At 36.7% G+C, this 26,983-nt stretch carries 14 protein-coding genes; 13 read left to right on the forward strand and 1 reads right to left on the reverse strand.

The features are described 5' to 3' along the window. Positions 1-9: 9 nt before the first annotated feature. Positions 10-2,496, forward strand: a complete 2,487-nt coding sequence (locus EZJ43_RS09535) for a beta-galactosidase (protein ID WP_133262481.1) — start codon at positions 10-12, stop codon at positions 2,494-2,496. A 502-nt stretch (positions 2,497-2,998) separates the two neighbouring features. Here the strand turns inward: EZJ43_RS09535 and EZJ43_RS09540 are convergent. Beyond that, positions 2,999-3,805, reverse strand: coding sequence for an L-rhamnose mutarotase (locus EZJ43_RS09540; RefSeq protein ID WP_133262482.1), 807 nt, complete (start codon positions 3,803-3,805; stop codon positions 2,999-3,001). Positions 3,806-4,275: 470 nt separating this feature from the next. Here EZJ43_RS09540 and EZJ43_RS09545 point away from each other — a divergent pair, with 470 nt between their 5' ends. The 12 genes from EZJ43_RS09545 (at position 4,276) to EZJ43_RS09600 (ending at position 26,771) form a co-directional block, all read left to right on the forward strand. After that, the gene (locus EZJ43_RS09545) at positions 4,276-6,540 is read left to right on the forward strand and encodes a glycoside hydrolase family 3 N-terminal domain-containing protein (protein ID WP_133262483.1); all 2,265 of its coding nucleotides are present in this window, start codon (positions 4,276-4,278) and stop codon (positions 6,538-6,540) included. Positions 6,541-6,760: 220 nt separating this feature from the next. After that, on the forward strand, positions 6,761-9,436 hold the full coding sequence (locus EZJ43_RS09550) for a glycoside hydrolase family 3 C-terminal domain-containing protein (protein WP_165953128.1): 2,676 nt from the start codon (positions 6,761-6,763) through the stop codon (positions 9,434-9,436). 360 nt (positions 9,437-9,796) lie between these two features. Then, positions 9,797-12,949, forward strand: coding sequence for a SusC/RagA family TonB-linked outer membrane protein (locus EZJ43_RS09555; protein WP_133262485.1), 3,153 nt, complete (start codon positions 9,797-9,799; stop codon positions 12,947-12,949). A 28-nt stretch (positions 12,950-12,977) separates the two neighbouring features. After that, a complete protein-coding gene (locus tag EZJ43_RS09560) occupies positions 12,978-14,450 on the forward strand; it encodes a SusD/RagB family nutrient-binding outer membrane lipoprotein (RefSeq protein WP_133262486.1) in 1,473 nt (490 codons plus the stop codon). Positions 14,451-14,653: 203 nt separating this feature from the next. Then, positions 14,654-16,072 (forward strand): glycoside hydrolase family 28 protein, encoded by a 1,419-nt coding sequence (locus EZJ43_RS09565; RefSeq protein WP_133262487.1) that lies wholly within the window; start codon positions 14,654-14,656, stop codon positions 16,070-16,072. A gap of 275 nt (positions 16,073-16,347) precedes the next feature. Continuing rightward, positions 16,348-17,433: a mandelate racemase/muconate lactonizing enzyme family protein gene (locus EZJ43_RS09570; RefSeq protein ID WP_133262488.1), complete on the forward strand. Its 1,086-nt coding sequence runs from the start codon at positions 16,348-16,350 to the stop codon at positions 17,431-17,433. Between the two features lie 3 nt (positions 17,434-17,436). After that, positions 17,437-18,198 (forward strand): SDR family NAD(P)-dependent oxidoreductase, encoded by a 762-nt coding sequence (locus EZJ43_RS09575; protein WP_133262489.1) that lies wholly within the window; start codon positions 17,437-17,439, stop codon positions 18,196-18,198. 6 nt (positions 18,199-18,204) lie between these two features. Continuing rightward, the gene (locus EZJ43_RS09580; RefSeq protein ID WP_133262490.1) at positions 18,205-19,146 is read left to right on the forward strand and encodes an aldo/keto reductase; all 942 of its coding nucleotides are present in this window, start codon (positions 18,205-18,207) and stop codon (positions 19,144-19,146) included. Continuing rightward, positions 19,147-20,169, forward strand: a complete 1,023-nt coding sequence (locus EZJ43_RS09585; protein ID WP_133262491.1) for a zinc-binding alcohol dehydrogenase family protein — start codon at positions 19,147-19,149, stop codon at positions 20,167-20,169. Positions 20,170-20,191: 22 nt separating this feature from the next. Continuing rightward, the gene (locus EZJ43_RS09590) at positions 20,192-21,820 is read left to right on the forward strand and encodes a sodium:solute symporter family transporter (RefSeq protein WP_133262492.1); all 1,629 of its coding nucleotides are present in this window, start codon (positions 20,192-20,194) and stop codon (positions 21,818-21,820) included. 162 nt (positions 21,821-21,982) lie between these two features. Continuing rightward, a complete protein-coding gene (locus EZJ43_RS09595; RefSeq protein WP_133262493.1) occupies positions 21,983-24,448 on the forward strand; it encodes a glycoside hydrolase family 95 protein in 2,466 nt (821 codons plus the stop codon). 97 nt (positions 24,449-24,545) lie between these two features. Then, positions 24,546-26,771 (forward strand): S9 family peptidase, encoded by a 2,226-nt coding sequence (locus EZJ43_RS09600; RefSeq protein WP_133262494.1) that lies wholly within the window; start codon positions 24,546-24,548, stop codon positions 26,769-26,771. Positions 26,772-26,983 lie beyond the last annotated feature (212 nt).

Consider the following 26,983-nt stretch of genomic DNA (forward strand, 5'->3'; position numbering starts at 1 on the left):
AATAAAATCATGAAAATTTTTAGAATAACTCCATTTTTTATAATCACTTTATTTTTGCATAGTGTAGCTTTTGGGCAATCGAAAAATAACACATCAAAATATAATAAAACTGGGATTGAACTTTATCCAAACCTACCTCAAAATGAGGTCAATAAAACGGTAACATACAATAGCAATTGTTTTAAAATAGATGGCAAAGAAACCTTTGTTTATAGTGCTGCATTTCATTATTTCCGATCGCCAAAAGAATTGTGGCGCGATCGATTTCAGAAAATAAAGGCTGCAGGTTTCAATACTGTAGAAACTTATATCCCATGGAATTGGCACGAACTGAATATGCCCAAAGATATTCAAGACGAATCTCAATTTAATTTTTCCGATTTAAAAGAATGGCTGGATATGGCGCAAAACGAATTTGGTTTATATACGATTGTCCGTCCGGGACCGTTCATTTGTGCGGAGTGGGCCGGTGGCGGATATCCAAGATGGCTGGCGAAATTCCGCCCAAATGTAGAAGGGTACTGGCTTAGAAGTAACGACCCCGAAGCAGTTAAATGGAGTTTGCATTGGTACAAAGCAGTTTGCAAATTTATTGCCGATGAGCAGATTACCCGTAAGCCCAAGGGCAAAAAAGGAATTATCATGGTTCAGATTGAAAATGAATATGACTATTTTGATACAAATAATAAAAAGGAATTTTTACAAGCCTTGTATCGGGCTGTTGTAAATGCAGGAATTAACGTTCCTGTGTTCACCTGCCTTACTTCGGAAACCCGGGGGAGTAAGGACAGTTTGCTTTCGAATGTTTTTGACTGCGATAATTATTATGTTGGATTGAATGAAGCCATTAGCTGTGCCAAACGTATGGAAGACTTAAAATACAATCAACCCAATGCGCCAGGTTTTGTTATGGAGTTGCAGGGAGGTTGGTTCTCTACCGTAACTGGGCAGTTGAGCGAAGAAAATGAATCGAACTATAAACATTTTTATGCGATCGGGATGATGTCGATTTTAGGAGGTGCTACTGGTTTGAATTATTATATGTTTCATGGTGGAACTCATTTTGCAGGATGGGGAGCAAGAGGGCAGACCACAAGTTATGATTATAACGCAGCCATCAGAGAAAATGGCGAACTATCCGAAAAGTATTTTGCAGCAAAAAATTTAGGCGAATTTATAAACAAATACCAGCAACAATTAATTCACTCTGAAGGAGGTATTTGTTCATTTAAAAATGCGCCAAGTGAATTGGTTGGAGGCATTCGTGTTGCTGATGATGACACCCGATTTGTTTTTTTACATAATAGTTCACAAAAAAAAATGATTCAGGGAACAGTAACTGTTGAGCCCGCATTAAACGCATCAACTGAAAACCCTGTTTACAACATTAATCAAAATGCCGAAAAAGTATTAATAGCTGTAGATAACAACAGGAAAAACAAATTAACTTCAGAACCATCGTTTGTAATTAATTACCAATTAGATTCTTTAGAAACAAAAGTATTAATCATTCGTCCAAATACAAAAGTAAAAAATGGAACGTGGTGGAGTTATAAAAATATCATTGCAAAGAAACCAACGACAAAAAAGAGTGTAAGAATTGTTGCTGTGAAAAAATATAACGAAGATTTTACAGCCAACTGGCAAAAATTACCACAGTCAGTTTCGTTGCCAGAGTTGGGTGTAAATGATGCCCGTTACACATTGTACCGCTCAAATTATTCATTGAGTGGTGATGAAGCCAAACGCTTTTCAAAATTATTGTTCAATACATTTTCAAGAGATATTTTAAATGTGCAGGTAAATGGCAAAATAGCACCTCGTTTGTATCCTGATGATAAATACGCTGCAACAGTGGCTAGAGATTTTGATAAATCTTTTAAAATGATAAAGGATACCGACTTCGATAATATTTTTAATGTGGCGGGCTTATTAAAAAATGGGCAAAATGAAATTAATGTTGTGTACGAAAATATTGGTCATGAGCATGGTTATTACCCTATGGAAGAATTGTGTGGCATTCATAAAGCAGGATTGAGTGATACGCTAACTGTTATACAAAAACAGCTTGACTGGCAAGTAGCAACTGATTTGGCTGGAGTTGAACACGGTTTCATGGCAAATGATTTCGATGACAAATCCTGGAAAGAAATAAAATTAGATACAGATTTTGTGATTCCCCGTAAAGGCAATGATATTCAGCCAAAAGGGCAACAAGATGCTTTACTTACATGGTACAGAGCTGAGTTTAAGCTGCCTGAAAATGCTAGTGCCGCAGCAACTTGGCGATTGCTTATAAACGCATCGGGCAATGGTTACATATATTTAAACGGGCACAACATTGGCAGGCATTGGGAGGCAGGTCCACAGCGTGAATTTTATTTGCCTGAGTGTTGGTTAAATCGTGGAAAAAATCAACAAAATGTAATTACGCTGGGTTTACGACAAACAGTGAATGGGTCTGTAATTAAAGGAATGGAAGTTTCGGAGTATTAAATATTGTACATTATTATAGAATGAATATAATAATTCGATGCTTTTACCTTCGCTGGTCAGCTAATCATTATTGCCGCTAAACTTGGTGTTTGACCAGCGATTTTTCGCACGCTAACATCTATTGAAATCGAAGAAGCTGAATTTATTTGCTATGCACATTTCAATTATTCGCAATAAGTCCTAGTCCTTAACAGGGCATCAGCGTGAGTCCTCGTTAAAAGTTCATATTTTTAACGAGGATTTTTTTGTTTGGTAGAACAGCTGATGAGGCGCCTCAAAACAAATAATTTAAGAAATTTTAAAAGAATTAAATTTTGCGTTGTCCAATACTCCGTTTTTTCCGCCAGCTATCCTAAGGGCATCTTAAATGCTTTTATGGTTAATATGTTCGCAACCTTTCTACGCCACGTTGCGTTTTCCGCTTTCGCATGCTTGTCGGTTGCTAGAAATGACGCCGGGGCCGAAATATCACTCGATTTAATAAATTTCTAAATTTTAGTTTCTACAACTTTTCCATATCCTGCCATTTTTCTTGAATTGAAGAACCCGGCGCTATACGCTGAAATTTAGAAACATGATCTTGCCATTCTTTCTCTTGCGGGAGTTCTTGCCACTTTGGTCCAGAAACCGCCATGTCAAAACCTGGTCTTGCATCCATAATTAACATAGCACGATAGCCATCCAAGTAAATTTCCATATCCTTCACGCCAATAAATTTCATGTTTTTGGTAATCTGTGGCCAAGCTTTCCCCATGCTATGTACTTCTTTATACTCCTTAAGCAATGTCGAATCTTCATTTAGCAAAAGCGTCCAAACAAATCTTTTGTGCGCACCAATAGCTGTTTTTAATTGTCCATCACTGGGTGTGTAAATGGCTTTTTGGTCTAATTCGTAAATGCGCTCCAATGCAGCTTCACTTGTTAAAAACGGTTGGTTTATAGCTTTTAAGTTTTTGGTGAGTTTAGAAACTTCCTTTATTTGCTCAAATGCTTTAAGCGCAGTTTCGCTATTTAGAGTGTGTTCAGCATCTATAATAAAGAAATAATCATCGTCTTTTTTATAACAGTTAGCGCCATTAAGGCCAAATTGTTTCGCCTCTTTATTAACATCAATCCAATTAATTTTGCGCAACAATACTTCGATTTGCTTATTATTTGAATTTAAAGAATACGTAAATCGTCGAAATTCGACTTTAGCGTCATGATCTTCCAAGTTTAATTTTTCTTCACTTTTTTCGGTTTTTGTGGGGTTTGAACAACCTGTGACACAAAGCGCAAGAATAAGTACTGATCCGCTTAAATTTTTCATTTTGAAGGGTTTTGATTTAAATTTGATTAGAAAGCTAGTTCGATGTTAAATAGTTTATAGCGTAAATTAGTAAATGCAAAATAACTAATCCGCATTTTAAGTAAATATTTTTTTTTGCATAGGAAAACTATCGCTAAGCAGGGTATTTAAAGTCTTTGCTATTTTTTAAATTTAATTAGATGCAATAGAAAAAGCAACTGAATGCTAGTGGATCAAACTTGAATAATAATGCATTCCCTCAAAATAAAAACAAATAACGCAACGTTGCCATTTTTAATGGAAAAAACTGCGATTTAATTCGTAATAATCAACTGATTTAGTTATACTTGCTAAATGAAATGCAATCGATTGCATTGAGTATAAACTACAGTTGTGTGGAGTTACAATAAACTGTGTTTAACCATCGAAAAATTCGAAATTAAATTAAGATAACAGAAGTTAAAACAATAATACCAATAGCAAATAAATTTATGAAACGAACAACATTTTTTTTAGCCTTTTTTGTTGCAAGTATTACACTTTTCGCACAGCAAAAATTACCTTATCAAAACCCTAAACTTCCGGTAGAGGATCGCGTTAAAGATTTGCTTTCACGCATGACCTTGCATGAGAAAATTATGCAAACGCAACACATCCATGGCACCAACCCGAGCCACAGCCTGCTCAAACTCGATACACTTTACAAAGGAATTAGTTACGGTTGCGTGGAGGGCTTAACCCATACTGCCGAAAACTACGCCCAATCGCTAATTACCCTACAAAAATACATGCTTACAAAAACACGTTTGGGTATTCCTGTAATGACGTGTGCCGAAGGTTTGCATGGTGTAGTTCAAGATGGTTGTACTATTTATCCGCAGGCATTGGCAATGAGCAGTACTTTCAATCCTGATTTAATAAATAAAATGACTAAAGCGGCAGCGCTTGAGGCAAAAGCCATTGGTATCTACCAAGTATTATCGCCTGTTTTAGATATTGCGCGCGACACCAGGTGGGGGCGTGTAGAAGAAACCTACGGAGAAGATCCTTTGCTGATCGGTATGATGGCATCGGCTTTTATCAATGGTTTTCAATCACAAAACGTAGTATGTACACCTAAACATTTTGTGGCGCACGGTTCGCCAACTGGTGGCATAAATTTGGCATCCGTTAGTGGTGGCGAGAGAGATTTTAGGAGTATGTACCTTTTACCGTTCGAAATTGCGATTAAAAACACCAATCCACTTTCTATTATGAACAGCTACAACTCGTACGATGGGCAACCTATTGCCAGTTCGCATTATTACCTTACCGAAGTTTTACGCAATCAGTTAGGCTTTAAAGGCTACGTATATTCTGATTGGGATGCTGTAGATATGCTTCGTTCTTACCACAAAACAGCTGCTGATAAAGGTGAAGCTGCCAAACAAGCTATTGAAGCTGGTATTGATGTAGAAGCATCGAGTGATGATTACTTGGATTTGGAGAAAATGGTGGGCGAGGGTAAAATAGATATAAAAACCATCGACCAAGCAGTAAGTCGTATTTTGTACGTAAAGTTTAAAAGTGGTCTTTTTGAATATGAGTTTCCTAATATGAAGAAACTAAAAACTGCTATCCATACTAAAGAAAGCGTTGCAATAGCCCGCGAAATTGCTTCAGAAAGTATTGTTTTATTAAAAAATGATAATATACTGCCCTTAAGTACAGAAAAATATAAATCAATTGCTGTGCTTGGTCCAAATGCTGGTAATGTACAGTTTGGCGATTATAGTTGGACTCGATCTAACCAATTTGGTGTTACGCCACTACAAGGTATTCAAAACTTAGTCGGTAAAACAGTAAAAGTAAATTATGCCGCTGGGTGCGATGTTTGGAGTCAGAAAAAAGACGGTATAGCTGAGGCAGTAGAAGCTGCGAAAAATAGTGATGTAGCTGTTATTTTTGTGGGTACGCAAAGTGCATCACTAGGTAGAGATTATAAAGATGCCACTAGTGGCGAAGGTTACGACTTATCCAACCTTGATCTTCCGGGTGTGCAAGAAGATTTGATTAAAGCCGTAAAAGCAACTGGCAAACCAATAATAGTTGTTTTAGTATCGGGTAAGCCACTTTCAATTCCCTGGGTTAAAGATAATGCAAATGCGATTTTAGCGCAATGGTATGGCGGAGAGCAACAAGGTAATGCTGTCGCAGATGTTCTTTTTGGTAAAGTAAATCCTTCTGGAAAACTTTCAATTTCTGTTCCGCAAAGCGTTGGTCACCTACCTTGTTACTACAATTATTTGCCAAGTGATAAGGGAATTTATCGCGAAAGAGGGACGCTTGACAAACCCGGAAGAGATTATGTCTTCAGTAGTCCGGATGCACTTTGGAATTTTGGGTATGGATTGAGCTACACGAATTTCGAATATAAAGAAGCCACGTTAAGCAGTGAAAGCCTGACAGATAAAGATACGCTGAACATTTCTGTACAAGTAAAAAACGCTGGTAAAATGGATGGAAAAGAAGTGGTTCAAATTTACGTTCGCGATGTTGTTAGTTCGGTTGTAACACCTATCCATCAATTAGAGGCATTTAAGAAGGTGCTTATTAAAGCTGGTGAAACGGCTACCGTTAATTTACAACTGCCCATCTCTGATTTATTTTTATACAATAAAGATATGAAGCGTGTTGTAGAACCTGGTGAATTTGAGATTCAGATTGGGAGCTCATCAGATAATATAAAAATTAAGAAAATGATAATGGTGAAATAAAAATTAATTGAGTAGTGATTCAAACGTCGATATAAATAGAATCTAGTAAAAAAGCATTTAAGTGCAAATAAAAAGTATAATTGAAATCAACATGACTAAAAAGTTTTCAGCACAAATTAAATTGCTATCTAAAATATCGATTTGCCTACTGTTAGCGCAACTATTCGTTCAAACTAGCTTTGCCCAAAAATTAAGTTCTAAGTCTGCAAAGTTACAGAAGATGGCGAAAGACAAAGGCTTAATTTATTTAGATACCCGATACTCTTTTAAAGAAAGGGCGGCCGATTTAGTATCTAGAATGACTTTAGAGGAACAAGTAAGTCAGCTTCGCACCAATAAAGTAAAAGGCATACCAAGATTGGGCGTGCAGGAATATTTTTATTGGAGTGAAGGACAGCATGGTATATATGCCATGTTTGGAAATCTTAAAAATGGAGGCGTTCCAAGTAGTGCAGAATTGGGTATTTATGGCGATACAAAAGCAACAAGTTTTCCTGTAAACTTTGCCACTTCAATGAGTTGGGATCCAAAACTGATGTACCGTTCTGCTGTTGCTATTGCAGATGAAGCACGTGGCTTTGTAGATAAATCACTTTTTGGCAACAGTTACAATAATATTGGAGAATCTATTACCAACTACGGTTACTTAACCTATTGGGCGCCAACTATTAATTTAGCGCGTGATCCACGTTGGGGGCGTACAGATGAAACCTTTGGTGAAGATCCTTACCTTACTTCAATAATGGGCGCTGCTTATGTTAATGGCTATCAAGGGCAAACGATGGAAGGAAAATCTGAAACTGGCTATCTAAAAGTAGCTGCAACAGCTAAACACTTTGCACTTAACAATGTAGAAAATAATCGTCACGGCCTCTCTTCAAATACCGATGACGAAACGTTGCGTGATTATTACACCAGTCAATTTAAATATATTATTGAAAAAGCGCACGTGGCAGGTTTAATGACTTCATACAACGCAGTGAATGGTACGCCAGCTGTTGCAAATACCTATCTTATTTGCGATTTAGCCCAACGCACTTTTGGTTTTGACGGCTACATTACCTCAGATTGTGGTGCAATAGGCACGGTTTACAACAGCTATCCATCAGGTCATGCTTGGGCGCCTCCAGGTTGGACTTCCGATAAAAATGGATCAGCTGCAATATGGACAAACACCATGACTGGCAAAACCATTTCTGGTGCAGCGGGTGGACAGGCTTACGCTGTACGTGCGGGTACAACGCTTAATTGTGGTGGCGATGAAGCGGCACTAAAAAATGTAGAAGAAGCATTAAAAGTTGGCTTGCTTAGTAAAGGCGTACTTGATCGTGCATTGATAAGTGTTTTTACAATACGGATGAAAACTGGAGAATTCGATCCTCCTGAGAAAGTAGCCTACACGAAAATAAAAAAGGATGTAATACAAAGTGTAAAGCATCAATTGCTTGCCACAGAAGTTGCAGAGAATAATTTAGTGTTACTTAAAAATGATGCAGTTGGCGGTTCAACAAATAAACTGCTTCCATTAAATCCTTCAAAGTTAAAAAAGGTAGTAATCGTTGGTAATCTGGCTAAAAAATTAACGTTAGGTGGTTATTCAGGAACGCCTAGTTTTACAGTTAGCGCTTTTGATGGAATTGCAAAAAAATTGAAAAGTATTAACTCGAATATTGAAATTATCTTCGACAGCATTGGCACTTCAACAGACGCCACAAAAGCTGCAATTTTAAGCGATAAAGTAAAAGCAGATATTAAAATTGCAGATTTGGTCATGGTTTTTGTAGGTACTGATTCTATTATCTCTCACGAAGACCACGATAGAGCAAGCATTGCGATGCCAGGTAACTATGATTCAATGATTTATCAGGTTGCTGCGGTAGGTAATCCAAATATGATTTTAAACATTCAAGCTACCGGGCCGGTTCAAATTGACATGATTGAAGGGTTTTTTCCAGCAATTATGTTTAGCAGCTATAATGGGCAGAGTCAAGGTACTGCTTTAGCAAATGTATTAGTTGGTGATAAAAACCCAAGTGGACACCTAAATTTTACTTGGTATGTAGATGACACACAGTTGCCAAACTTTTCAAACTATTATCTTAAACCTAAGGAAACCAATGGTTTGGGTAGAACTTATATGCATTTTACCGGCAAACCATCTTTTCCATTTGGATATGGATTGAGTTATAGCCAATTCAAAATAACCAATGTTCAGGTATCAAATAAACAAATTTCGCCAAATGATAGCATTAACATAAGTTATAAAGTAACAAACACGGGCAACCTAAAAGGCGAAACGGTTTCGCAACTTTATGTGGCTGCTCCAAAAGTTAAGGGCGCTCAATTGCCAATTAATAAATTAATGGGTTTTCAAAAAACGAATAATTTAAACCCCGGAGAAAGTCAGAATATAACTTTAAAAGTTTTGGCTGCAGATTTAGGTTTTTGGGATAAAAAGAAACTTAAAAGTGTAGTAAACAATGGTTCGTATAATTTTCAGGTTGGTTACAACGCCAAAGATATTGCAGATTCTGTTGCAGTGGATGTTAAAGGTGATTTAAATCCAAAAGTTGCTCACGTTACGGTTGCGCCAGAAGATTTGGTGTATAAAGAAGGAGAAACAATAGATTTGAAAGCCAAAAATAAGTGGATTAAAAGTACAGTTAATATTGCTTTAGAAGATAATCACACCATTGCCGATAATTTAGTTGAAGCAGTAAATAATGACGGATCTTTTGTTGATATATCAAAAGCAAATGTAAAATACAGCAGTGATTCTACATCGGTTGCTACCGTAAATGATTTAGGCATTGTAAAAACTGTTGGGAAAGGTTTGGCTACAATTACGGTAACCGTAAACGGGGTGTCCGGAAACACTGTGATTGTAGTGCAATAATAATTTAGATTAAATTTCCATCTATTAAACAATTTAACACTAGGAGCGTAGTCGATTGCTGTAAAAGCAACTCTACTACGCTCTTTTTCATTACCTTCTATTGATAAGTGACGAATAATGAATATATGTGTTAAAATAGGAGCATGATTCGCAATAATAATACAACCAATTGCTAATTTAAACTGTAATTTTCAAACCCAATTTTACTTTACAACTAGCTAAAATAGTGTAAATGGAGGTGGTAAGAAAATTATTTTTTATGCCAAAATACAACAAGGATTTGTCCATATAGCGGTATATTTCTTTAGTATAACTTTATTAACTTAGTATTTAATTAATATTAACCAAATAAACCATTTTATGAAAAGAACACTACTATCTACGTGTATTGTTTTCATTTTGCTCGCTTTGCAATTATCTGTAAGCGCACAGGATAAACAAATTACAGGTACTGTGAATGATCAAACAGGAAAGGGTATTCCTTCTGCCACAGTTAAAGTTAAAGAAAGTAAATCAGTTACCCAAGCTAATAACCAGGGTAAGTTTACCATTAAGGCATCTGCGGGCCAGCATTTGGAAATTACTTCCATTGGCTACGCTTCAACTTCGGTTCTTGTTGGTAGTGATACTGATTTGAAAATCACGTTAAAAGATGGCGATAAAGAACTTGGAGAAGTTGTTGTTACCGCTTTAGGTATTAAGAGAGAAAAACGATCTTTAGGTTACGCCGTGCAGGAAATTAAAGGTGATGATGTAAATGAGGCTAAAGATCCAAACATTGTAAATTCACTTTCGGGTAAAATTTCTGGTATCCAGGTTACCAGTGGGGGTAGCTCTGTTGGGGCGTCATCAAGGATTACCATCCGTGGTAACGCATCATTGGGCAGTAATACGCCTTTATTTGTGGTTGATGGTACGCCAATTAACAATTCGGCTGCTAGTTTAGATGGAAATGGTGGGTTGGATTACGGTAACGTAACATCTGATATCGACGCCAATAACATTGCCTCGGTATCTGTTTTAAAGGGTTCTGCAGCATCAGCGCTTTATGGTAGTAGGGCAGCAAATGGCGTAATTTTAATCACTACGAAAAAAGGAAACGCCGGAGGTAAAAATTTCGGAGTAGATGTAAGCAGTTCTTTTATGTCTAATAAACCTGCTTATTTTATAAAAACTCAAAATCTATATGGTGGTGGCGATAGGGGTAGTGAGTATGATTGGAAAAAACTTCATCCAGAGCTTTCTTATCAAGACTATGCGAAGCAATATTCGTATAATTGGATAGATGGCAATGGTGGTGGCGTAAATGATGGTAACCCAGTAAGTTGGGGGCCGAGAATGGATGCAGGCCTATTGTTAGATCAGTGGTCAACAGGGCCAAACAGCCCTTGGATTTCGAGACCAAATAGTATCGCTGATTTCTATCAAAATGGAAATAATGTAGAGCAGAATGTTTCTGTATATTCTAAAGGAGAAAAGGCTTTTGGAAGATTAGGTTTTACAAGATCGGATAACAAAGGTTTAGAATACAATACCGGACAAAACCAAAATACCTTGAGCGGAAGCATTACCTTAACCCCTTCCTCAAAATTCTCTATCGAAACCAATGTTAATTATTTAACAAAAGATCTTGATGTTTCTCAAAATGGTTATTATTCATCAATGCAATATCTTCAATGGTTTCAACGAGATATTGATATTCCGTACATGCGCCAACAATTTGATAAGCAAGGGAATGTTGGAAACATTTCGCCTTTTTTAGATAATATGTATTATTCGTTAACCAATACAAATAAGTTAAATAGAAATAGATTTTATGGTAACACAACAGCCAAGTATCAAATTAACGATTGGTTAAATATTCTTGCAAGAGGAGGTACCGATTTTTATAATGAGTACAGAAAAGGAATCGTCCAAGCAGGAAGTGCGGATAATGTTGCGAAAGGTAGAGGTGGGCAGTTTAATCAAAGCCAAAACTTTAATCAAGACACAAATGCAGATTTGATTTTAAGTTTCGATAAGCAAATTAGCGACTTCAGAATTTCTGGTTTAGTTGGCGGAAATTATAGAGATGTAACTTACAAAAGTATGTATTTAAGCGCCCCAGATTTGACAGTGGCAGATGTATTCAACATAGCTAACGTCAAAGGTACACCTGGAGTAAGTAATTACGACTCGCAAAAGACAACTGAGAGTGTATATGCCTCAGCAGATTTTTCTTACAAAAACTACATCTTCTTAGGCTTAACTGCCCGTAACGACTGGAGTTCAAGTTTGCCAGCAGAGAAAAGATCTTACTTTTATCCTTCAGTTAATTTAGGTTTTATCTTTACCGATGCTTTTAAATTGCAATCTGATGTACTAACTTATGGTAAAATACGTGCTAGTTTTGCAAACGTAGGTGGAGATACAGGTCCTTACCGTCTGCAAAATACCTACAGCGGAAGTAGCTTTGGTGGTGTGTCTATATTTAATCAAGGACGTGAAAAACCTCCAGTAAACCTAAAGCCAGAGGAAACAAGATCTTTTGAGATTGGTACAAATTTAGCCTTTTTTAAAAATAGAATTAATTTAGATTTTTCTTACTACAGACAAAAAACAGTTAATCAAATCTTATCAGTTCCAGTTTCATCGCCTACAGGTTTTAGTTCAGCACTGTTAAATGCGGGAGAAATTAGCAACAACGGAGTTGAGTTACAGATTAATGCCGGTGTTGTAAAAAACCCTACTGGTTTATCTTATGATGTAACCTTAAACTTCGCTACAAATAAAAATACGGTAAATAAACTTTACGGTAATTTACAATCTTATATTATAGGTACTGGCCCAGGTGGAGTTCAAACAATTGCGGTTCCGGGTAAGGCTTGGGGTACTTTATACGGTTTAGGTTTTGTTAGAGATGCGAATAATAACATTGTAATTGATGGAAATGGTGTGCCAGCAACCTCTACAGATGTTAAAGAATTGGGTAATGTTACACCAAAATGGACAGGTGGCTTACAGAATACATTTAGCTACAAAAAAGTACAATTGAGTTTCTTGGTTGATGCGAGATGGGGTAGCGATTTCTTTAGCACTACTTTGTGGCATGGTTGGGCAAATGGAAGTGGGCCTGCTACTGTTGCTGATAATGTTAGAGAAACCGGCTTAGTTGTGCCAGGTGTTTTAGCCGATGGTACGCCAAATACCAAACGAGTTTCTGCTCAAACTTATTATGGTGGAGACTGGTTGTGGAATAATTTAGAATTTCCAATTGTAGATGGTTCGTTTGTTAAGTTAAGGGAGATGACGCTTTCTTATCCGTTTAATGTATCTAAAATTAAAGGCATTCAGTCATTGAGGCTTACTTTGTTAGCCCGTAACGTTGCCATGTTGTACAGATCTAAATTGGCAAGAGTGAATGGCATCGATCCGGAAACAGGTTTTGGTGCTGGCAATAATGGCGTTGGATTTGAAGATTTTCAATTACCAGGCGCCAGAAGCTTCGGATTGAAATTAAATGTTGGTTTCTAAAAAAAAATAACCCCAAAATTTAAAAATTATGAAAAAAATATATAAAGCTAAGTACCTAATTGCGCTGTGTGCAATCATGGCACTTACATCTTGCAAAAAGAGTTTTGATGAAATTAATCAAAATCCAAATTCGCCAACTACGGCACCCGCTACTAATATTCTTGCTAGAGGTTTAATTACAACAGGAAATACTTTATTTGGAACGAGGCTGGATATCTACTATGCTGGTTCTTATTCTGGTATGCTGGCATCAATTGCTACAGGTGATTATGAATATCGTGTGGATATAAATAACGATATGTGGAATAATCTTTTTACGGGTATGAGTGTTTTTGTTGATGCTGGTGAAAAGGCTAGTAAAGATGGAAATACAAACCTGCAAGCTGCAGCGTTAACGATGAAAGTATATGCAGCGCAAAAAGCGACCGATATGTTTGGAGATATGCCTTACGCACAAGCTTTTAAATTAAATGATGAGATTCTTTATCCAAAATACGATAAACAAAAAGACGTTTATACTGCCATGTTTGCCGAGCTTAAAACAGCGGCAGATCTTTTTAAAACCGGAAAAGGTGCTCTTGGAGCAGGAGATTTTCTATTTAAAGGGGATGCAAAGAAATGGCAAAAATTTTGCAACTCTTTAAGGTTACGTTTGGCTATTAGGGTTTCGAATATCGATGCAACCACTGCAACTAATGTAATAAGGGAGGTTTTAACTAACCCAACCGATTATCCAATTATGACAAGCAATGATGATAACGCATACTTTTACTACCCAGGTGTTGCGCCAGATGAAGAACTTTGGTTTGAAGATTCAGGTGTAGGCAATAGAGCATACGGCAGTTTCCGTATGGGCGATGTATTAATTTCGGCTTTAAAAGCAAATGGCGATCCTCGCCTGCCAGTTTATGCAGTGCCTAATAAATTTGGAGTTTATAACGGTTATAAGTTTTCTAGTACACAACGCCAAGATCCGCTTAATACGAGCGATAATGTATCTCAAATTGGAGATAGATTTGCAAATGATTCGAAAGGATTTTCTCCTTACATGAATTGTGCTGAGGTATATTTTATTTTGGCAGAAGCTTACAAGCGTAACTTAGTTACAGGCGATGCAGCTGCGGCTTATACTGCAGGCGTTACCAATTCGTTAAAAGAAAATGGAGTAAGCGATGAAGATATTGCTACTTTTTTAGCTAAGCCTGCAGTTAATTTTAATACAGCAACTTCTACTCAACTTCAAAAAATTGGCACTCAGAAATACATTTCTTTATTTAAACAAAGTGTAGAGGCTTGGTCTGAAGCAAGACGAACAGACATTCCTTTGATGACAGGTGTATCGCAAAACTATGCAGCAAGTCATAATCGCCCGCCTTTTAGAATGAGTTATGCAGATCAAGAAAGAACATTAAACCCAGATAATTTTCCTTTTAATGTTAAAGTTGTTGATATTTTTTGGGGCGACCAAATGTGGTGGGATACTAGAACTGGTGTGAACTAAAAATTTTAATTTTATTTAATAAAGTAGTGCTCAATCTTAAGGTTAACAATAATTGTTAATCTTGAGATTGAGTTTTTTTTTACCTACATCATGATGAGAATAGAAATCATTTTGAAGCTGCTTATCTCTTTTTGTACCTGATATTAAATTTTATACAATCTGATCACATACTAATATCATCCTCAAAACACCAACCTTAATACATGAAAAACCCAAATAAAACGACAAAAATTTTGAATAATACACTGCGATTAAAAAAGTTAATGCTAATGTTATTATTTTGCTTTCCATCAGTTTTATTCGCAAAAGACTATAATATTTCCGACTATGGCGCTGTGGGCAATGGAACTACCGTTAACACAATTGCCATTCAAAAAGCAATTGACGACTGCACAAAAACTGGTGGAACGGTCCTCATTTCAAACGGTGTTTTTATTACCGGTACAATCTATCTAAAAGACAACGTAAACCTAAAAATTGAGGCCGGCGCAACACTTAAAGGGAGCGGTGATATAAACGATTACACCACCGATACCTATAAACACATGTATAAAGATGAGTTTGATATAAATCGATGCCTCATTTTTGCTAAGGACGCTCAAAATATAACCATTTCTGGTGGCGGTACGGTTGATGGTAATGCAAAAGTGTTTCCCGTAAAGGATGATAAGGACGAAAATAGACCGATGGTTTTTCGTTTTGTAGCATGTACAAGATTAAAAATGCTTGATATTTTTATCACAAATACACCCAGCTGGGCAACTGCGTGGCTATATTGTACTGATATTGTTGTTGATCGTGTTACCATTAACAGTACGGAGCTTTATACAAATGATTGCTTAGATTTTGATGGTTGTGTTAACGTAAGAGTTTCAAATTGCGATTTCAGTGCTTCTGATGATTGTCTGTCTCTTCAAAGTTCGAGAAAAGATAAGCCTTGCCGTGATATTACGATTACCAACTGTACGTTTACCAGTAAGTGGGATGCAATCCGCATCGGTTTACTATCACGAGGTAATATCGAAAACATTACGGTTAGTAATTGTGTGTTTAAAGAAATAGGTCATGTTGGTATTCAGTTTGAATTATGTGAAGGTGGCGAAATGGGAAATATGGTATTTAACGGTTTATCGATGCAAAATGTGCGCGTGCCGATTTATATGGCACTTTATCAGCAACGTGCAGCTGTAGATGCGCCAATGGAAATGGCACCGATTGGTAAAATGAAAGGTTTTATTTTTAGCAACATCACTTGTAAATTTGAAAAATTAAGGAGCGATTGTCCGGCTTTTAAAGAAGGTATAACGCCTAAAAACTCTCTAATTTTTATCAGTGGTTTACCTGGCCATAAAATTGAAGACGTTCAGATAAACAACATGATTCTTGAAACAAATGGTGGGGCAACTAAAAAAGATTTTCAAAACGTAAAAGTGCCCGAGCTTGACTTAAAATACATAAAAAATTGGTGGGCTGGAATGTATCCATTCGATCGCGACAGTATCGTTTTACCTGCAAACGGTGTTTATGCACGCCACGTAAAAGGATTAAAACTCAACAATGTTGTGGTAACTACGAGAAACCCCGATGAACGTCCTAATTTCGTAATAATTGATGGGAAATAAATAAGATTTCCAGTTAATTAATCTGCAATATTGAAATTGAGCCCACACAATTACATGGCGATAAATTTTAATTATTTTTCTGCTGATTGATTTTAAGTGCCCAAATTAAAGAATTATGCCAAAATACGACAAGAATTTGGACGTATTGAGCAGTTTTTTATATTTTAGTAATTGTAATTTTAACTTTCGTTTTTGGCGATTTTAACTAACCAACAATTTTATCTACACAAATTTTAGAAGTTCAATAAGCTTTTTACTAACCAATAAATTATAACATGAATAAAGATCTCGCCATCCGCGGTGCGAAAATTTACAAAGCAGCCACAACATTAAAAAAACCAATATCTGATGCAACACATACCCTTTCCGAAATTTCTTTCGTAGTACTGCGTATAGAATTAGAAAATGGTATCATCGGTGAATCTTACATGCTCACTTTTCAATATTCGCCAAATGCAATTATTGGCGCTTTAAAAGATGTGTTGCCGGTAATTAAAGGTTACGAAGCAAATGAAACTGGCGCAGTTTATAAAAAATTAGATGAATTGGCAGAATATTTTGGCAATCAAGGTTTACTCAGGTGGGCTCAGGCTGCGGTAAACATCGCAATGTGGGATGCATGGGGTAAATATTTAAAATTACCTGTTCATAAAATTTTAGGCACACATAAAGAACAAGTTGCTATTTATGGCAGTGGCGGATGGATATCGTACTCTGTAGATGAGTTGATTGCAGAAGTAACCGGTTATATCGATAGGGGATTTAAAGCTGTAAAAATTAAAGTTGGCTCGCCAAAAGTGGCTACAGATATCGAAAGATTACAAATCGTGCGTAAAGCCGTAGGCGATAAAATCGATATTATGATGGATGCCAATCAAGGTATGGAATTGCCAGCAGCAATAAAATTGGCCACAGCAGCTAAAGATTTAAATATTCATTGGTTCGAAGAGCCTGTTCATCATCAAGATTTTCAATCGTACGAAATACTTAAAAAGCAAACTGGTATTTCTTTAGCCATGGGCGAACGCGAATATGATACTTTGCCATTAAGAGAATTGGTAAGTAGAAACGCATTGGATATTTGGCAACCAGATATTTTGCGTATTGGCGGTGTTGAGGCTTGGCGAGAAAGTGCAGCATTGGCGAAAAGTTTTCATTTGCCAGTATTGCCTCACTATTATAAAGATTATGATGTGCCTTTGTTGTGTACAATTTCAAATGGTGTGGGTGCCGAATCGTTCGATTGGGTAGATCCATTGATAGATAATCCAATGGTTATCCAAAATGGTTTTGCTAAACCACATGATTTACCAGGGTGGGGCTTTAACTTTTTGGATGAACACTTAACAGAAATTAAATAAGATATGGGATTAGAACAGTTTTCCCTTAAAGGAAAAATAGCTTTGGTAACTGGTGGCGGCACTGGTATTGGCTTGGGCATTTCTAAAGCTTTTATAGCGGCTGGCGCGCAAGTAGTTATCACCGGTAGGAGAGAAAGTATATTGGCAGATGCAACGAAGGAACTCGGTACCGCTGCGCATTATATAGTTAACGATATTACCGATTTGGCAGCTATTCCCACACTTGTTGAGGGCATCGAAAAAAATATTGGAGCGATTGATATTCTTGTTAATAATGCAGGCATTAACCATAAAGCTTGGGCACAAGATACAACTGATGAAGATTTTGCCAGAATTATACAAACAAATTTATTAAGTGTTTTTAGTTTAACTCGGGCTTGTGCAAAAAATATGTTGGCCCGTAAAAAAGGCTCGATAATTATGATTAGCTCCATGGCAGGCTTATTTGGTATTGATAGAGTGGTGGCTTACAGTGTTTCAAAAACCGCACTTACAGGTATGGTAAATGCAATGGTAACCGAATACTCTAAAGATAATGTTAGGGTTAATGCAATTGCGCCAGGGTGGATTAATTCTGCTATGTTTTTAAAAGCAATCGATCAAGATGTAGCACGAAAAGAAAAAATCACAAATCGCATTGCAATGGATCATTTTGGAGAACCGGAAGACATCGGCAATGCCGCTTTGTTTTTAAGTTCTGATGCTGCAAAGTACATAACCGGAGTTATTTTGCCAGTAGATGGCGGAGCAACAGTTAATTTTTAAAAAATTATGGAAAGACCAAATTACATTACGGGAGATTATACAAAAAGTGTTGCTTTCGGCAACAAAAGTCGCTTAGTTTATGGCACATCAGGCTTAGGTGGCGTATGGGGAAGTGTACAAGAACAAGAATCTATTGAAGCTATATTATTCGCTTTAGAAAATAAAATATCGGTTTTTGATACTGCGCCTTCATACTCAAACGCAGAACTTTATTTAGGTAAAGCCTTAAAGCAGTGGAATGGAGAAAAACCTTTTATCAGCACAAAAATTGGTCGTTTACAAGCTAGTAATGCTTTTGATATTAAGCTTGATTATTCTACAGAAGGTATGAAACGTAGCCTAGCCAATAGTTTAGAACTTTTGGGCTTAAGCAGTATAGATTTACTTTTTCTTCATGAGCCACATTTAGTGCCAGAAGATGAAATTGAACGCATAATTAACGATTTAAAAGATTTTAAATCGCAGGGACTTGTTCAAAATCTGGGCGTAGGTGGCAATCCTCCATTAAGTTTTATGCCTTACATCACTAAAGAAAATTTTGATGTAGTATCTGGCTATCTGCGTATGGATGCTTGCAATCTTAACGTTTTCAACGGAGAAATTCAACAATATAAAAAAGAAGGTATTGCGTATTATGCCGCTTCTGCTTTGCATTTTTCGTTACTTGGAAATCGATTCGAAAAATATAAAACTGAAGGTGTAGATGGCGATTTTATTGTCGAAAAAGATCTTCAAAACGCAATTGCCGTAAAAGCAATTGCCGATGATTTGGACATGAGTTTACCCACATTAGCGCAACGCTATCTTTTTTCTATAAATGAGGCCGATAGAATTGTAATGGGCGCTAGAAATTTAGCACAAATTACGGCAACCGTAAAAGATTGGGAATTGGGAGTATTACCAAAAGAAATATTCGAAAAAATCACAGATTTAATTGTTTCAGCTTAAATGAAAGTTATAACGTTAAACAAACCTGGTGAATGGAAGTCATCCGAAGCACCAATTCCAACAAAAAATTTAGGTAAAGATGAAGTTTTGGTAAAAGTAAAAAAAATTGGTGTCTGCGGTACCGATTTGCATGCTTTTAAAGGTAGTCAGCCTTTTTTTAGTTACCCACGAATTTTAGGTCACGAACTTGCAGTTGAGGTTGTTGAAATTGGCAACGAGGTTAAAAATGTAGCCATTGGCGATCTTTGTTGTGTAGAACCTTACTATAACGATATTGAAGGACAAGCCGTAAGAAGAGGAAAAACAAACTGTGGTGAGCACCTAAAAGTTTTGGGCGTGCATGTAGATGGTGGCATGCAAGAATATTTTACTTATCCTTCAAAGTTCTTACATAAATCGGCAACATTATCGCCCGATCAACTGGTTTTAATTGAGCCTTTGGCTATCGGTTATCATGCAGTAGATCGTGCACAAATAACGGCTAATGATATTGTACTTGTAATTGGAGCTGGGCCAATTGGCTTATCAGTTGCGTTGTTTGCAAAGTTGAGCAATGCCCGTGTAATTGCAATGGATGTAGATGAGAATAAGCTTAAAAAGTGTAAAGCAATTACTGGTATAACCGATACTTTAATGGCTACAGAAAATACATTAGCTGATTTAACTACGCTTTTAAACGGAGATTTGCCTACCATAATAATCGATGCAACAGGAAATTCTGCCAGTATGATGAATACTTTTAATTTAGTTGCAGCTGGCGGCACAATTGTATTTGTTGGCTTATTTTTAGGCGATGTAACCTTTAATGATCCTAATTTTCATAAAAAGGAACTTACACTAAAAGCAAGTCGTGCGGCGATGAGTGAAGATTTTGATAAAATTATAAAATTGATGGAAACTGGAAAAATAGATACACAGTTATTTATCACTCACCGAATTAATTTCGATCAGGTAACTTCTGAATTTGAGAAATTATATGCTTACGGAGGTGATTTGGTAAAAGCAGTAATAGATTTAAACTAAAGATAAACTAAAAACAAACTAAATGCATATTTCTTATATTGACATGGCCATCATCGCCATATACCTAATTGGTATAGTGGTAATAGGTCTTTGGGTTGGTAATGGCTTTAAAAAGCAAAGTTCCAACGAATATTTCCTTGCTGGCAGATCGCTGGGTTGGGGCGTAGTTGGGGCATCTTTATTTGCCTCAAATATTTCAACCATTCATATTGTTGGGTTCGCAGAATCAGGCTTTCTTTCAGGTTTATCTGATGGTATTTTCGAATGGATGGCCATTCCTTGTTTAGTATTTTTGGGTATTTTTATTACCCCCTATTACTTTAGAAACAAAGTTTCTACCATTCCCGAATATTTTGAAAATCGTTTTGATGGTACATCAAGAACTTTTATGGTTGTTTTTGCAATTTTAACGGCATTGTTAATCCACATTGGTATAAGTTTATATGCTGGTGCAACCATTATGAAAGAATTTTTCGGCCTTGATCAGTTTTGGGGCGTATTGATTATTTCTATTTTTACAGCCATCTATACCGTATTGGGCGGTTTAAAAGCAGTAGCTGTTACAGAATCAATTCAATCTGTAATTTTATTGGGTGGAAGTATTTTAATTACAATATTCGGGTTATATATGTTACCAAAGGTTGGTATTCATGATTTTGCAGGTTTTAAATCACATATCCGCACGGGAAGTTTATCCATGTTGCGTAGCGATCATACCGTTAGTAATATTGGTGGTATTCCTTGGTATGCTGTGTTTTTAGGTTATCCAGTTTTAGGCATTTGGTATTGGTTTACCGATCAAACTATTGTACAGCGTGCATTGGGTGCAAAATCAGAACGCGATGCTAGACTTGGACCAATGTTTACGGCCGTACTTAAACTTGCGCCAGTGTTTTTTATGCTTTTACCCGGTATGTTGGCCTACATACTGTTTAAAGACAAGATTATGGCTGCCGGTGGCGGACAAACTTATTCTATTTTAGTGCGCGAACTTTTACCAGTTGGTTTAATAGGTGTTGTAATTGCATCACTTTTGGCTGCTTTAATGAGTTCTGTAGCTGCGGCACTAAACAGTTCTTCTACGTTAGTGTCTTTAGATATTGTGAAGAGAATCCGTCCAGAAACTTCTGATAAGCGCTTGGTAAATTTAGGTAAGGTAACCGCTTTAGTTGTAATGGTGATTTCCATTTTGTTTTCTATGGTGGCCGGCTCCAAAGGAGGATCGATTATTAGTATTGTAAACTCAATTGGGTCAAGTATTGCACCTTCCATCTCTGCCGTATTTATTATGGGTTATTTTTGGAAACGTGGTACAAAACAGGCAGCAAAGGTTACTTTTTCTGTGGGCTTAATTGTTGGAATACTTATGTTTTCATTAGACTTTCCAGATGCTAACGGCGTTAAATTAATAACCAACACTTGGGGCGTTATTTTTATGATGCAGGCTTGGTGGGCTTTCTTATTGTGCTGTATCGTTTTTGTGGTAGTAAGTTTATTAACGCCTGTGCCAACTGTAGAGCAGCAAAGCCATACATTTGATGGTAGTGCATACTTTACAAAAATCAAAAGTATATTCGACTATAGAATAATTGGAATTTCAATTTTGGTTTTGCTCGCAGTACTGTGGATTGCGATAGAAGTAATGGCTTAAAAGTAGGTATAACCGCCAAAAATATTATCAATAAAAGATAATTAATAGACAAAATTGGGATAGGTATTGATTGCAAAATCTTATAATTTCACATTTTACCGTTAATTTTGAACACACACGAATTGAATTATAAATATTAAACACACTAACACTGAAACTGAAATGAAGAAAATCATCTATTTTTTATGTTTGTCGCTTACTTTTGCTTACTCAAAGTCCAAAGCCCAAACTGATAAGACGAATCAAAACATTCAAGAAAAATCTTTTGATCCTGCAACACTTTTATGGTACACTAAACCTGCAGAAGTATGGGCAGATGCACTACCTGTAGGTAACGGGCGCATAGGCGCTATGATTTACGGCAGGCCAACAGAGGAAATTATTAACTTCAATGAAGAGACGTATTGGTCTGGTGGACCTTATTCTACGGTTGTAAAAGATGGTTACAAAGAGTTGCCAAACATCCAAAAAATGATTTTTAACGGAGAACCTATTAAAGCACATAAGCTTTTTGGCCGTACGTTAATGGGTTATCCTATCGAACAACAGAAATACCAAGCTTTATCCAATCTTCACCTTAACTTTAAAAAAGAGGCTGTTGAAAATTACACAAGGTCTTTGGATTTGAAAACAGGTATAGCAACCGTTAAATATACTGCTAACGGTGTTAACTATACCAGAGAGGTTTTAGCTTCGGCGGTTGATCAAACCATTGCGATACGTATTACTGCTGATAAACCTGGAAGCATCTCTTTTGATGCCCAATTGAGAGGGGTACGCAACGAAACGCATTCCAACTATGCTACAGATTACTTCAAAATGGATGGTGTTGGAAAAGATCAACTAAAGGTTACCGGAAAATCAGCCGATTATATGGGTATTGAAGGCAAGCTGAAGTATGAAGCACGTATCAAAATAATGCCAGAAGGCGGTACTATGGATTTGGATAACGATACCCAAACCGTGCTTACTGTAAAAAATGCAAACTCAGTTACTTTGTATTTTGTTGCTGCAACAAACTTTGTAAACTATAAAGATGTTAGTGCCGATCAGCACCAGCGTGTGGAGGATATGTTGGCAAAAGTGCAGAAGACTTCTTTTCCTGAAATAAAGAAAAATGCGGTGGATGATTATAAGAAGTATTTTGATAGGGTTTCGCTCACACTACCAGCAACACCAAATTCTTACCTCCCAACGGATGAGAGAATGGTAAAAATACAAACATCACCCGATCCTCAATTGGCTTCATTGTGCTATAATTTCGGGAGGTATGTACTAATTTCTTCTTCTAGACCAGGTACACAGCCAGCCAATTTACAAGGCATTTGGAACGATAATATGAACCCAGCTTGGGATTCAAAATATACCACCAACATTAATTTGGAAATGAATTATTGGGCGGTAGAATCAGGAAATCTTTCTGAAATGGCACAGCCTTTATTTAAAATGGTAGAGGAACTTACCGATCAAGGATCACAAGTGGCCAAAGAGCATTATGGTGCTAGAGGTTGGGTATTACATCAAAACACAGATATATGGCGCGTTGCGGCACCTATGGATGGGCCTACTTGGGGAACATTTACAACTGGTGGCGCATGGTTAACCAATCAGTTATGGGATCATTATCTGTTTACACAGGATAAAGAATTCCTAAAAGAATTTTATCCGGTAATGAAAGGATCTGTTGATTTCTTTATGGACTTTTTAGTTCCATTTCCTGGAAAGGATTGGTTGGTAACAAATCCGTCAACATCTCCAGAAAACCCACCAGAAGGTAAAGGCTACAAATACTTCTTCGATGAAATTACCGGTGGATATTATTTTACCACAATTACAGCTGGATCTACCATCGATATGCAGATTCTTAAAGATTTATTTAAGAACTATGACGAAGCAACTAAAATTTTAAACAAAGATTTAGATTTTAATAAAAAAGTTCAAGCAGCTAGAAAAAGATTGGTTCCATCACAAGTTGGTAAAAACGGAACTTTGCAAGAATGGGCAGAAGATTATGGCCAAATGGAACCAAATCACCGTCATAATTCCCATTTATATGGTCTGTATCCAGGAAATGTAATTTCGGTTGGCCGTACGCCCGAACTAATAGAGCCTGTAAAAAAGGTGCTTGAATTAAGGGGCGATGGGGCATCAGGATGGTCTAGAGCTTGGAAAGCAAACTTATGGGCGCGTTTAAGAGATGGCGATAGAGTAAATAAAATTTTTAAGGGATATTTAAAAGATGAATGTTTTGTATCGCTATTTGCTAAATGCTTTACACCAATGCAAGTTGATGGAACTTTAGGAATGACCGCTGCGGTATCCGAAATGCTTTTACAATCTCAAGAGGGTTACATTGATCTTCTTCCTGCACTTCCTTCAGAATGGACGGATGGTCAGTTTAAAGGCGTTTGTGCTCGAGGCGATTTTGAATTAGATTTTAGCTGGAAAAACAAAGCCGTTACTTCATTGGCAATACTTTCAAAAGCAGGAATGCCATGTGAGATTAAAGCCAGTAGTAAGGTAAAAGTATTTTTGGACGGAAAACAGGTTAGTATTAAAAAACTTCCAAACCAAATCGTTCAGTTTAATACGGTAAAAGGTAAAACATATACCGTAAAAGGAATTTAATTAACGCTTGTATTTTAAAAATTAACCTAAAATATCTCATAGGCTTTGGGAAATCCAAAGCCACTTTAACAACAGAAACAAATAAAAAAAAATATCAATGAATTCCAAAGGAACCTTATCATTTCTAATCCTTTTTGTTGTAGCAGTGTTAAACAGCGCAACATCTTACGCTCAAACTGATCTCACCTTACACGATATTTATGCGAGTAATACCTATCGATCTAGTGGTTATGGAACCGTTAGGTGGCTAAAAAGCGGGCAGGGCTATTCAACTGTAGAGGCCAATAAAGATGGTGGAAGTGATATTGTTGAATATGATGCAAAAACTGGCGCAAAAACAATTTTAGTTAATGCAAAACAGCTAACGCCGAAAAATGCCAAATCACCTTTATGGATCGACGATTATGAATGGTCTGCAGATAATTCAAAGTTGTTGATTTTTACCAATACCCGAAAAGTATGGAGATACAATACCCGTGGCGATTATTGGGTGTTGAATCTAAAGACAGGAAATTTACAGCAATTAGGTAAATCGTTGGTGGGTAGTACTTTAATGTTTGCGAAATTTTCTCCAGATGGTGCAAAGGTCGGTTACGTAAGTCAGCAAAATGTTTATGTAGAAAACATTGCCAATAGTACTGTTAAACAATTAACTTTCGACGGTGGCAAAAATATCATTAACGGAACATTTGATTGGGTTTACGAAGAAGAACTAGATTGTAGAGATGGGTTTAGATGGAGTCCTGACGGTAAATTTATCGCATACTGGCAATCAGATACAAAAAATATTGGGACGTTTTACTTAATTGATAATATAGATTCTTTATACTCAAAACCAATTCCGTTGCCTTACCCAAAGGTTGGCACAAAATTATCAGCGGTTAAAGTTGGCGTAATTTCTGCCGATGGTGGAAAAACCAATTGGTTTAAAATTCCTGGCGACCCTACAAATAATTATTTAGCTAGAATGGAATTTATTCCGAATTCGAATGAAGTAATTGTGCAACAATTAAATCGTCCTCAAAATACCAATAAACTTTGGAAATGCGATGTAAAAACCATGTCTATCAATAATATGTACACCGAAAAGGATGGTTCTTTTTTAGATGTACATGATGATACGCGTTGGGTAGATGGCAACAAATACTTTACTTGGACAAGCGAAAAAGATGGCTGGAATCACCTTTACAAAATATCTAGAGATGGACGAGAATCAAAACTGATTACCGTAGGGGATTTTGACGTTGTTCAAATTACAACAATTGACTCTAAAAACGGATATGTTTACTATATCGCTTCGCCTGATAACTTTACACAACGTTATTTATACCGAAGTAAGTTAGATGGTGGCAGCAAGGCTGAAAGAATTACGCCAGAAGCATTGCAGGGGCAAAATGCTTACCAAATGTCTGAGAATGCAGAATGGGCTATTCATACTTTTCAAAATTCTACTACACCGCCTGTAATTTCGTTGGTTAGCTTACCAAACCATAAAGTGGTTCGTACTTTGGTGGATAATCATTTATTAAAAGAAAAATATGACGCATTAAAGTTAAATGCAAAAGAATTTATAAAAATTGATATCGGAGATGTGAGTTTAGATGCTTGGATGATTAAACCAAGAAACTTTGATCCAAATAAAAAATACCCTATTTTATTTTATGTGTATGGAGAACCGGCTGGCTCTACCGTGCAAGATGATTGGGAAGGTGGCTCGTTATGGGATCAATATATGGCACAACAAGGAAATATTGTGGTGAGTATAGATAATCGTGGTACAAAAACACCTCGAGGTAAAGCTTGGAGAAATTCAATTTACGGCCAAATCGGAATATTAGCTTCTCAAGATCAGGCAAATGCCGCTAAAAAATTATTTGCAACTTATCCATTTATCGATCAACAAAGAGTAGGTATTTGGGGTTGGAGTGGCGGTGGCCAAATGACGCTTAACTGCATGTTCCGTCACCCGGATATTTACAAAACTGGTTTGGCACTTGCGTTTGTTTCAGACCAACGTTTATATGATGCAACCTACCAAGAGCGTTATATGGGTTTAATTACCGATAATGCGAAAGGTTATCACGATGGTTCGCCAATTAATTTTGCTAAAAATTTAGAAGGAAAGTTGATGATTATTGCAGGTACTGCCGATGATAATGTGCACTATCAAAGTTTCGAAATGCTTTCTAACGAGTTAATTAAACAAAATAAAATGTTTAATATGATGTCATATCCAATGCGTACGCACTCCATTAACGAAAGAGATAATACAACTTACCATTTAAGAGAAACGATGGCTAAGTATTGGAAAGAGAATTTATAATTATTAAAATTGTTATTGCGAGGCATGAAGCAATCTTTCTGGTAAAGGTTGTCCAATGCTTTAATGACAACAAATAAATTTTTAGAAAAGAGAGTGTTATAACCTAAGGTCGATAATTAATTAATATGTTCGAGAGTCAAAATGGTGTTTTGGGTTAAAGCGGCCGTCACCCTGAATTTAGTTCAGGGTCTTTATAGCAGGAAAGATGCTGA

Source organism: Pedobacter changchengzhani (assembly GCF_004354365.1).
Classification (GTDB): domain Bacteria; phylum Bacteroidota; class Bacteroidia; order Sphingobacteriales; family Sphingobacteriaceae; genus Pedobacter; species Pedobacter changchengzhani.